This window comes from Paenibacillus bovis (assembly GCF_001421015.2).
Classification (GTDB): domain Bacteria; phylum Bacillota; class Bacilli; order Paenibacillales; family Paenibacillaceae; genus Saccharibacillus; species Saccharibacillus bovis.
This window is the reverse complement of sequence record NZ_CP013023.1, coordinates 2,822,466-2,834,732: the sequence shown is the minus strand read 5'-3', so window position 1 is coordinate 2,834,732 and position 12,267 is coordinate 2,822,466. Positions and strand designations below refer to the sequence as shown.

At 48.4% G+C, this 12,267-nt stretch carries 7 protein-coding genes; all 7 read right to left on the bottom strand.

Annotated elements, in window-relative coordinates; all coding sequences use genetic code 11:
* Positions 1-104 precede the first annotated feature (104 nt).
* Positions 105-383, bottom strand: a complete 279-nt coding sequence (locus tag AR543_RS12195) for a hypothetical protein (protein WP_060534750.1) — start codon at positions 381-383, stop codon at positions 105-107.
* 27 nt (positions 384-410) lie between these two features.
* A complete protein-coding gene (locus AR543_RS12190) occupies positions 411-2,120 on the bottom strand; it encodes a hypothetical protein (RefSeq protein ID WP_060534748.1) in 1,710 nt (569 codons plus the stop codon).
* 74 nt (positions 2,121-2,194) lie between these two features.
* The gene (locus AR543_RS12185) at positions 2,195-5,737 is read right to left on the bottom strand and encodes a DUF4132 domain-containing protein (RefSeq protein WP_060534746.1); all 3,543 of its coding nucleotides are present in this window, start codon (positions 5,735-5,737) and stop codon (positions 2,195-2,197) included.
* Between the two features lie 59 nt (positions 5,738-5,796).
* Positions 5,797-6,969 (bottom strand): VWA domain-containing protein, encoded by a 1,173-nt coding sequence (locus AR543_RS12180; protein ID WP_060534744.1) that lies wholly within the window; start codon positions 6,967-6,969, stop codon positions 5,797-5,799.
* Complete coding sequence (locus AR543_RS12175) at positions 6,954-9,365, bottom strand: DUF5682 family protein (protein WP_060534742.1); 2,412 nt, start codon at positions 9,363-9,365, stop codon at positions 6,954-6,956. Before AR543_RS12175 ends, AR543_RS12180 begins: the two co-directional genes overlap by 16 nt.
* Positions 9,353-10,453, bottom strand: coding sequence for an ATP-binding protein (locus AR543_RS12170; protein ID WP_087071267.1), 1,101 nt, complete (start codon positions 10,451-10,453; stop codon positions 9,353-9,355). The genes AR543_RS12175 and AR543_RS12170 overlap by 13 nt, the downstream gene beginning before the upstream one ends.
* A 373-nt stretch (positions 10,454-10,826) precedes the next feature.
* A complete protein-coding gene (locus tag AR543_RS12165) occupies positions 10,827-12,164 on the bottom strand; it encodes an MATE family efflux transporter (protein ID WP_060534738.1) in 1,338 nt (445 codons plus the stop codon).
* Positions 12,165-12,267 lie beyond the last annotated feature (103 nt).

Genomic DNA, 12,267 nt, shown 5'->3' with positions numbered 1-12,267 from the left:
CTTGAAAGGAACATTGATTTATCCACGCGTTTACCGAGGGATTGTCCAATGTTCCTTTTAAGAGTGCGTTTCATGTCTTCGCTGTCTTCTATATCGATATTCGATTATTCACTCAGTGAAGCATTTGCCATCTGAATATAAGCAGATAGTCGGAAATAGTCCGGAGTGATCGCTCTATCTTCCTGTCCGAGCAGTATCGCCTGACCTGTACTACTCAGCTGATTCAGCAGACGGCACAGTTCATCCATATGCAGCTGCTTTGCACGTTCAGTGTAGGTACCAAGCTGTTCCAGATCTCCAGAAGTCAGCTGGGTCAGACCACGCAGCAGCATTCCATTCAGCCAATCCTGAATAGTATCGGTTATCTGTTGAATTTCCTGCATCTATACCTATCCTTTCCAATCATTCTGTTATTCATCCAGCTTCAGATGTTGTATAGATGTGTCTTTGAGGAAGCTGATCGGATACAGATGCTGTCCATCGGCACGTACGAGCACTTTCATCTTACTGGACATTTGCTCAGGGGCAGTCTTTTCCAGCTTGCGAATCGTCTGCTTCCATTCCTGATGGTACGGAATAACCAGCGTGACCAGGCTGCCGCCTTGCAGTGTGGCATGAATCAGCAAATGCTGTAAAGAAGGATCGAATACAGTATGTTGAATCGAATCCAGTGTCAGCAGCAGGATACGAGGCTTTTTATAGCCAAATAAAGCCACCCCGGTGTGCTGCTGAATACATTCCGGATCTTCCACTTGATAATGGCCAAAATTTATCTGTTCGACCGGTACTCGGTCTAGCCTCTCGATCCGGGTTCCTTCTGCTGAAGATATTCGGCGATCCCGATTGATTTTGATATTCCGGAAATTCCACTGTCCTGCAGCCAGCTGCTTCATGGACAGGCTCGCTCGCCATGGAGAACGCCCGTTATACTGGGCATCATAATGAAAAGTATTGCTTTCGTAATAGATGGGTCTGGCATCTGTATACGTGTACATCTCTTCATCATCAGGGCAGTACAGGTAATACGTGATACCTCTGTAACCCGATCGGGTCTCCCACGGCTCGGCACCCAACGCATATAATTGAAGCTGTGCCCGTTCATAATAACGGCTGCGGAAGCTGCCGACCAGCTGTGCTCGCTGACTGGCGGTTAGATCCTGTTCCCAGGCTTCCAGCATCAGATAAGTCTCGGTTAATCTATTCATTAATTTGTTCATATTAAAACGAACATGACGGGCAAAGAAAAGCTCCAGCTCTCCCCGGATACTGCGCAGCGCCCGCTCCAGATTCGGTAACTCTTCGCTTCGCGCAGTAATCGCGAGTGCCTCCAGTCGTGCCATTACTGTCTGCGGCAGCCGTGCCAAGCCGATCTGACTAATATCGGTCAGCAGCTTGCGGCATTCTGCCACAGCGCTGGAGGATGTCGGTGCCGGATAACTCGATTCTTCCAGCAGCTGCTGTTCTTCGAGACCATGCAGTGCACGATAACGCAGGATCGCTTCCAACTTGTATAGCGATACACGGTTATCGCGTACATTGCAGAGTGCTTTGGTCAGATCGGGATCACGGGTAAAGGATACCTCGATCTGCTGGAGTTCCATTCTCACGGTCAGCAGTGTATCTTGCGTAACATGAATCTTTTCTTTGATGCTGAGCCTGAAATCGACTTCGGCTATCTGTGCCGTCGTATAAGAATGAAGCAGAACAGACAAAGGAATGTCCATCATCCATTCAAATCCCTGCTCCGGTTGTTCGGAATGGTTGGAATGCTCAGGAGACAGCTTCTGTTCCTGTTCTGCCGTTTGTTCGCTATCTTCTTGCTGTGTTCCCAATATTGAATAATGCTGTTCATATAGAATCGCCAGCAAAATATGGCGACAGATCTTATCGGAAGGACAGCTGCATACAGACTGCTCTATCGTATCAGCCAGTGTACATATTGTGCCATCACTCAGTGTGCACTGTACCCGTTCCTGCTCTGTCCATGTGTAGTCGGCAGTAATGCCTTTGTCCATATCTTTGAGCGCACGGTTATACAGGCCTTTATTGGTATACCGAATCAGATAATCCTCGGTGCATTCAGCGATAAATTGACGAAATCGTATGGGAAATGGCTGCATGCCGTTCCTCCTTTTCCCAGCTTGCCGGTCTTGGTAGCCAATGATATAGACTGTTCATAGATTGCTGGGCCAGCTCAGTCCACTTGTCCAGCAGCGCGCAAAATATCGTATACCGTTTCACTAAATACCCTGCTTGGGATATTGCCCAGCGGTCTCGCCTGGGTCGGATCATAATAATGATAGCGGCTCGAACTATTTTGTTTGTAGAAACTGAGTGTCTCCAGCATAATATCTTCCATGCCTTCATAATAAGAAATGCTGGTACCATTAAAATGCAGCTGTGCTACCAGATCACCGTAATCTTTGTACAGATCATAGTATACGCCTCCATCTTCGGCCATACCTTTGTACCAGCCGTACTTTTCCAGTGCTTTTGGAAAAGCGGTTGGAGAAAATTCATCCTGCGGCAGTCCTGTCCACTCCTTGAGTTGCCGCTGTTCTTCTTCTACGACATAGATTTGACGCTCCAGCTGGGTAAATGGCTGACTGATCTCATAATCTTCCAGCTGACTTTTCCAGTCTGCAATCTGCTGTGTAGTCATTTCCAGTGGATGAACCAGACCAATAGCGGCATCCGGCTGGGGTTCGTACTCTTCTTCCTCTACGGTATTGAATGTACCATCATCCATATAACGGAATGTCTCGGTCAGCTGTCCATCCTTATAAATGCCCCAGATCAATCCGACAGCAAACTGGCGCATAATCACATTATCTACAAATAGATCCGACCATTCATTTTGTGTCCACAAACGACGTTTGGAAAGTGACTCTTCCAGACGCTGCGCTTGCAGAGTAACCATGGTTTTGAGATCTTTTTTAATTTGTGTAAATCGTGCTTTGGATTGCTTGGCCAGCTCGGGATCATCTTTTTGGGAAGGTGCAGGCATACTTTTGACTGTTTTACCATTTTCTTCATTGATTACTGTCAGCTGCAGATCACTGTTTACTTTGACGGTAAAAGAACGTTCCCCGTAGCTAAGCTGCTGCTGACCCTTTCTATCAAATCCGAGCGTCGTGATCAAGCGGTCGGCCAGCTGCTCCGCTGTAAGATTCATATTTTCTGCAGCCAGCTGCAGCGCCTCGGTAGCAGCAGTCTTCACCTGGCGATTTTTGATTGTACGGGACAAACGGTCGATCAGCATCAGTGCCGAGACATCGTTCAGATAAGCCAGTACTTTGACCGTCTCGGCTGCAATAGCCCCACGGCTGCTTTCGGTCCACTCTTTGATCTGGTGACCCAGCAGATCCATTAGACGGCGATCACCATACAGGGAGGCGAGATACAATACCCATTTTTCCTTGGCTGCTGCTCCATGCTGAATCCATATCTGCACCAGCTCCAGAGCAAAATCTGCCAATGATGCGGCAGTAGCGTACTGCTTGATTTCCTGAAGTCGTTCATTAGGAGCTGTTGTGTAATCAAGCGACTGAAGCAGCATATAGCGCTTGATTTCATCATTGAGCGGATGCCCGTCCTGATGCTGCAGCTGCGGTAGACGTTCGATAGGCAACCAGTCCAGACGGCTGCGCTTTTTGGTATCGCTCGCGGCAGCCAGTGCAGCATGCGCCTGCTCGGGGCTTTGTCCGAGTGTATCCATAAATACCTGAATCAGCGTACGGAAAGTATCGGATTTTTCCTGTTTTAGCAGTGTGGTATACGCTTGCTCCGCGTGATCGCTACTGCGTAGCGCATTCAGTATCATTTCCTTCACATCGGCTTTTTTCTCTTTTTGGTAAATATTCATATACAGTTCATGATCTGCTGTACGGGAAAATTGTACACGGGAGAGCGCATTGATCCGTTTGGACGAGTCGCCCAGTCCCAGACGAATAGCTTCGGACAACTGATCCGGACTCAATTGCTCACGCTCTGCAAATAAAGTGTCCAGTACAGCGGCTCTGCCATCGGTAGGCAGCTCGTTATAATAAGCCAGACTCTCCGTGATATGGCTTCGGACAAGATCTGCATAGACCGGATCCGGGATAGAAATATAATAATAATTGCTGTGTCCATTTAGCATCAGCATGTTTTTCAGCATATTCTCGGTATCTATCTGCGGATCATTCTCATATACTTCTAGCACACGCTGTCCATCGAAAAACGGAGAACGATACAGCAGGGATAATGAACCCAGCATCCATTCCGGCTGGCAGGCAATTATAATAAACCGGCGGAACAAATCAGACTCTATCGGCAGCATGGTGACCGCTGTCAGCAATACACGGCCTTTGGGATTATGGCCGGTTCCATTCCAGATAGAGCTTACCTGTTGATCCTTGAGTACAGTCTCCAGTTCGAATTCACCGGTCAGATAGCGACCCAGCTTGCGTCCTGCGGTATAACTGTAGATTTTATTCGTCAGTACATCCAGAACCAGCTGTTCCAGATAGTGATCTTCGGCTGCGATAATATTCTGTTCAGCCAGCACTTTGTACATGATTGCTTTGACTATAGGCTGTCTGGCAATCTCTATACCACGACGTGTACGATCCGGCTGGGCGAGCAGCTCGGCTCGGATCGTATTCCAGGAGGGCATATAATAATTCAATTCACGCTGTACCATTGTAATCAGATCGTATGGTTCTTCCAGCGGCACAATGCCTTCAAACATCTGCATATCGGTAGAACGTCTCTCCAGTGAGGTGAGATAATAACTTACCTCGATTGGCAGCACGGTATACAGATGACGAATGGCTTCTAGCAGCGATGTGCCTTCGGCTCCAGGCTGTTCCAGCAGCTGCGTCTTGTCTCCATGGCTGTTCAATACATAGAAAAAGGCAGCATGTACCTGCATCATTCCCTGATAAAATTGTTCCCGGCTAATATTTTTTTCCTCGGGTATAACCATACCGCCAAAAGCGTTCTCGCGTATTTTTGTCTGCTGGCTTTCCAGAAAGGCCGGTTCCAGATCCAGAGCGGACAAATAATCATTCATCGGCATTTTTCCCAGTACTATCGGTTCCACAATCTGTTTCAATTCCAGTCTCAACTGCTCTTCATTGCCGGTCAGTACTGCCTGCAGCAGCGGCGGCAACTCCTCTGTCACTGTATTTACGAACTCGGGTTCCAATTCGCCATACAGCTTCATCAGTTCCAGCAGCTCCACAATCGTATCGAGTCTGCCAATCATATTTTCCCCTTTGGCAGGCGACTTTCTGTTTAGGGCTGCCTGTTTCATTTGCCGCTGGATAACGCCTTCGATAATTTCGCTGCCTGCATATTTATGCAGCATACGAAGCGCTTCCAGTCCTTTTTCTCTTCTATGTACAGCATTGCTGCCTTTGGCACTCAGACTGGTCGGCTTGATATATTCTTCCATACACAGACTGAACGGGTCCATATAATATCGCTGCTGCCACTGGCTACTCGTCAGAATAACTACCGCTGCTGCTCGGTAAAAAGAATCTCCCCGTTCCTTTTGACCTATTTTCTGCAGCAGTTCCATAGTGCGGTAACCATAACTGTTGGAATTATGCATCATCGCCGGGAATTCGTCTGTCTGTCCACTGATATAATCCAGAATAGACTGCTTCCGATCTACGGAAAGAGAATACTCTGCCGAGCATGCCTCAGCAAAACGAGCCAGCAAAGGATCTGTCGATTGATTGATTAACATGGTAATTCCTCCTTCGTTTATATAGGGATAGGCCTATTGATATGAACGGATCAGATCGGTCAGGTAATGATTTTCCCGATCCACTCCGCCAGCTGATTCGGTGTAATCGCGGCTACATGTGCGCCCATATCCGCAAGCCGCCGTGCTGCTCGCTGATCATAGACAGCTCCTCCTTCAAAATCAAGCGCAGTCAGCACCAGCATCCGGCAGCCTGCATCGATAATATCGCGGCTGGCCCGGTACATCGGTTCTGCTGCATAACCTTCTTCCAGATCACTCACAAGAATAAAAATAGTCCGTGCCGGATTCTCGATCAGGCTCTCGCCGTAACGCAGAGCTTTGGCAATATGTGTACCGCCGCCCAGCTGAACACTCATCAGCAGATCAACCGGATCTTCCAGTCGGTCTGTCAGATCCACTACTTCGGTATCAAAAATAAACAGATGTGTCTTGAGTGCATTGAGACGATAAAAAATACTGGCCATCACCGAACTGTAAATCACCGAGTTCATCATACTGCCACTCTCATCGACAGCAATAATAATATTCCAGCGATTATGCGGCTGAATATTCCCATCAAAATACAACCGGTCGACAACAAAGCGGTTATTGCGCTTATCGTAATTTTTGAGATTTTTTGCAATTGTTTTTTTGAAATTCAGATTACGCAGTGAACGTGAACGACTGCTGGTGTAGCGGCTCCGTCTGCCCATAATGCTGGCTTTTGCATCATTTTCCAGCTGACGACGCAGATCTTCTACGACCTGCCGGACAATTTCCTTGGCACTCTGCAGCACTTCGCCTTTCATTTTGCCTTTGAACTGCATAATATTCCGCAGCAGATTCATATTGGGTTCCATGGATTCCAGTACTTTTTTGTCACGCAGCAGTTCATTGAGTCCATAACGATCCAGCGCCTGCTTTTCCAGAATCTCTACCGTTTCATGCGGAAATAGCTTGCGTACCTGGCTTAGCCAGCGGGGCACAGTCAGCTGTGAAGGGCCTCTGCCTCCGCTGTTGCGCTCCCGGTATCCCTGATCCGCGCCATATTCGCGATCATACAGATAACCCAGTACTTCATCCATTTCCTGATATTCAAATTGTGCCGAATCGTAGCATTCGCTCTCATTCAGTGATGGTTCGGCAGAAGGTCCGAGCAGCAACCGCCAGCGATTCAGCACCTGCCGGTCTTCGAGCGGCTTGTCCGGCTGTCTGTTCAAATCAGTCTCCATCGACTCAGCTCCTCTCGAATAGCACGATCCAGTGCCGCCGACTGCTGCAATATGGTTTCGTCTACTGCAGACCCGGCTAATGACCCTGATCCTTTTTCAAACAGACTGCCGACACGATCGGCGATCCGGTCGATCTCTGCCGGTGTGAAAAAGGTAAAGGCCAGTCTCAATTCCGGAATCATGCGCAGAAAATCTTCATGCGGCAGCCGGGAAAGCAGCGTATTGAGATCGTCAACCAGTGCATTATCATACAACAGAACATCCCGTGCAGCAGCAAATACGCCCTGCAGATAGGATGCCGTATGCAGCATTTGCTCTGGTGTTCCCTGCATATATGCACGGGCTCGCCGGGTAATCTCGGCAGGGTCCCGCCCGTCGATCCGTGACAGGATGGCCATACATACCCCTTCTAGTCCCGGTGGCAGATCAGACACGGATAACAGCTCGGACAGGCGATCCACCAGCGGTTCCGAGGCAAATGTACCATCGGCGGATTCGGCGAGCATATATAGTTGTTTGAGTGCCTGTATTACCTGCGACTGCTCATCCTGGTGTATATGCTGCAATCCTGTAATTTTGGCAAGAGTATTATGATAGGCTTCCTGCAGCAATTCCAGCAGGACGCTCTCCCGATGAAGTCCCAGTAGTCGCCGATGCTCATAAATGCGTTCCAGAATAGCTACGGTGCGGGATAGCGACAAAAAGCTGCCATCCTGCCGGAGTGCTCTGCCCACCTGCTCAAATAATCGATCAGCGCTGTCCTCCAGTCCCATAAGCAGTACACGCAGCAGCCAACTCGCCGCTTCTTCGCTATGATGGGCTGGCAGCTGCCTGATTCGTTCTTCTGCCCGGTGAGCTGCCGCTTCGCGAATCGTTCCGCCATGAATAGAATTCTCGATCAGACGTGCTTCGGTATACGAAGAGTACGTATAGCTCCATGTCTCCCGCATTAGATTCACGTCCCGATAGGCCACCCAGTCGGGTCCGGATTCCAATGCGCCAAATTCCGTTTCCAGAAATACCATGCAGTGCAGCAATCGGCTGGTCTGTCGGTGTAACGGTTTGGAGTATAGTTCAAGCACTTTCCTGTGCCTACCGGTAGTGCTAATCTGCAATTTGCATTCGGCGGCAAGTCGTCTGAAGTCTTCAACAATGGGCACGGTAAATGTATTAGGAGCTACTGTTCCGATCCGGTTGCCTGTCAGCATACGGGATAATTCCTCCAGCGACTGTCCCGAAGCCAGGGTATGCTCACCTTTGATAAAGGTAGAGACTACACTATCTACTAGTTCGTAAACGCCGCCTTCCGGTTTACCGCGCAGTATTGCCAATCCCTGAACCATCCCGTAGGCTTCAATCGCATCACTGGTAGAGATTTCTTCCTGCTGCTTGCGCAGTACACGCATCAGACGAGAGAGCATGTGAATTGCAGTCTGCTCGTAAGCAGATGCTTTGCTGTTCTGCTGCAGCCTTTTCCAGATCTCGGCATAATAGCCTACATAGGGCATTCCGCTTGCATAGCCATTTAATCGATCAGCTTCTTCAAATGTATACACCATCGGATAGATTTGTTCCCGGTATTCAGCTGGCTTTACAATATGCGGCACATCGCTAGGCAGGTTGTTCGCCGGTATCTCCAGCAGTCCATACGTATGGAATCCGCCTGTAATTACCAGAATGCGTTCATACTGTGCTTTTGCTACTAATATTCGCTCTCTCATATGCTGTTCCCGGGCAAGTGTACCTTCCTGTTCCAGCTCGTCCCGCGAATAGCAAAAGCGGGACAGAGAGCAGTATACAAACACACTGCGCATAAAATCCTCGGTACGCTGCTGCGCCACTCCAAGTTCAAACATCTTTTCCCATAGTTCATCAAAGCTGCGGCAGTTCAGTCTGCGACAGAGTCTGCTGATAAAGGAAGAACCGGTGAGCAGCTTCTCGTCCTGATAGGACACTTGCTCCGCAGATTCTTCTGCCGGTCGTTCAGTCACCTTTTCCCTCGGCAGCGGTCGATCATTCAGATCAATAAACTGTGCCGGAATCCCCAGTTTGGCTGCCTGTCGGATCGCTGCATATTCGGGCGAATAATCCAGCAGGGGAAAATAAAAAGCAGCCTTTTCTTCGTTGGTCTCATATGTATAGTACAGGCTGACCGGAGCTTCGGTACGCTCATCCGCCAGTATCGGGATCAGCGCATTTCCACTGATTGGTCCTTCAATCAGAATGATCTGCGGCTGATAGTCATTAATAACCTGGAGCAGATGATACGAACATGCCGGACTGTGATGACGAATCGGAAAATGTACAACCTGCTTCTGCTTGTTATATACCTGCTGCGCAAACAGCTGCTGTAGTTCCGCCTGCTCTGCTGCCTCCTGCGGAATCAGCCGATCCATTTCTTTTCCTCATAATAGGCAGCCCACAGCTGATCTTCCCGGGCACGTTCCTTGATCACACGGGAAAAGTAGGTTTTGAGCGCAGCCAGATCTTTTTCATTCTCCTTGGCGACAGTACCGAGCATATTCTGCACCAACCGATCCAGCGTTACATTTTTGTCTTCATAATAATAGGAAGTCATAGCACTCTGCACATAGACAGATACGGCTTCGGCTGTACTCATAACAGCCTGTGGTACATCAATTTTGTAGCCTTCCCTTGTCATGCCGGTACGCAGCTCCATAAAGGTCGTTGCCAGCAGCTCCACGATCTCCAGATCGATCGGCATATCAATCCCGCTGTGAACCAGCAAATTATGTGCCTGACTCTCAATAATACGCGCTTCCAATTTGACATTGCTGATCGGACGAATCGTCTCGAAGTTGAAGCGGCGCTTGAGGGCACTGCTCATCTCATTGACCCCTTTGTCCCGAATATTGGCTGTACCGATAATATTAAAGCCCGGCTTGGCAAACAACACACCGCTTTCCAGCTCGGGAATATTCATTACTTTATCGCTCATGATACTGATCAGACTGTCCTGCGCCTCGGATGGGCAGCGGGTAATCTCCTCGAATCGAGTGACTATGCCCTTTTTCATTCCATGGTATAACGGCGAAGGAACCAGTGCTTGCTCAGAAGGACCTTTATCCAGCAGCATGGCATAATTCCATGAATATTTGATCATATCTTCCGTGGTGCCTGCCGTACCCTGGATCGTATTGGTGCTTGTGCCTGAAATAGCAGCGGATAGCAGCTCGCTTAGCATGGTTTTGGCGGTACCCGGTTCGCCGACCAGCATCAGTCCGCGGTTGCCGGCAAGTGTCACAATAGCCCGTTCGATTAAAATATCATTGCCATAAAATTTGCGGGTAATAGTTACCTCTTCTCCATCCAGCCGGGCTGGCTGCTCGCGTCCGATAATAAAATCACGTATGTATACAGGTGACAGCAGCCAATTGGGTGGACGCTTGCCGGTATCTTCCTGCTGCAAAGCCTGCAATTCCCGGGCATACAGTACCTCGGCAGGCGGCTTCATCATTTCCATTGTTGTGTATTCCCCTCTCCATATAAGATCATATGTTCCCATTTTATCATAATTGCACCTTATAATGCGAATCCCTCATCCAAAATAGTCAGAACGTCACTGGCAACAGTATACAGCCAGCTTACTGTTACAGGCCAAAGCTTCGTACCTACGAACCAGTAATATTACCGCATGATTCAAGATCTATTTTACGCGGAATAGAGTCCGACTTCCAATTATCATTATAGACAAAAACTCCTTTGATCCGAAGATAAAGGAGTTTTTGCCCAAAATAAATAAATAAATAAATAAATAAATTCGATTACAGATATCACATTGTATTTTCCAAAATCTTATTTTCCGAAAAAATAATTATCCGTGCGACTTTCCTCTGTCAGTCGACAGCCAGCCGTTTCTCCAATCCGGGTACATAGAGCAGCAAAAATACCGAACGCCCGATCCCGAATAATATAAAGCAGGCCCATAAACCATGGTTGCCATACATCGGCACCAGTACCAGGCAACCGATAATAAACAGTATGACTGACAGCAGCATCGAGTTACGGACTGGTGCAGTCATCGTCGTCCCTGTGAAGATGCCATAAAATACAAGTCCAAAACCTGTCGTCAGCGGGAACAGCAGCAGCCAGGCATTGTACTGAAGCGCAATATTTACTACCGCTCCATTATCGGTAAACAGGGCTACCAACTGTTCTCGTCCGATCAGATAAATAAGTGTTAGCAGTATAGCCGTGACAGTTGTCCATATCCACGACAGGGTCAGACTGCGTCGCAGCAATAGACCGCTGCGGGCTCCTCTGGCCTGTCCTGCATAGATCGAACTCGCATTTGCCAATCCATCAAAGAAATAAGCCATCATATAATGGATTTGCAGCAGTATGGAATTGGCTGCCAGCACTTCCGGACCGAATGATGTGCTGCGGGCTGTAAAAATATTAAACATGGTAAGCAGACAAATCGTTCGCACAAGCAGATCGCTATTCGCCCGGAACATTGGCTGCAGCTGATTCCAGGCGAACATGCCTTTTAGGCGAATCGCCTGACGATCCATATAAGGAGACCGCCAGACAAAATACAATCCTGCTACCAGTGCCAGTGCTTCCGCGAACAGAGTCGCTGCTGCTACTCCGGCTACGCCCCAGCCCAGCCCCTGGGTAAACCAGATCGCTAGCAGCATATTCACTACGTTCATGGAAATCTGGGTGATAAGTGTTTGCCGAATATGTGACATGCCCATCAGCCAGCCGATTAGTACATAATTCAGCAGCGTAAGCGGAGCTCCCCAGATACGAATATGAAAATAAACACCTGCCCAGTGAGCGATATCTGCGTCCGGCTGCATAAGCAGCAGCGATGCTTGCAAAATAGGGATTTGCAGCGCCACAAAAATCAGTCCAATGACCAGTGCGATCATCAGCGGCCGCAGCAAAGCAGCGACACCTTCCTGGAGATCATTCCCTCCTCTCGCCTGAGCAGCAAAACCGGATGTACTTACCCGCAAAAAGCCAAACAGCCAGTACATCGTATTAAAAATCAATGTACCGATCGCTGTGCCTCCCAGATAAGCGGGATCAAATAAATGTCCGACTACGGCTGTATCCACCAGCCCCAGCAAAGGGGTTGTAATCGTCGATACAATTAGCGGCAGACTGAGCAGTAAATATTCTTTGTGTGATGGACCTTTATGTATAGCAGTAGATAAACGACTCATTTCCAGTAACCTCCAGCAGCAATCTGTACTTGTTATACTTGCAATGCCTGCTTATTATAAGAGAGAGTTATTAATTTGTAAATATTACGATTAGTCGCTTCTT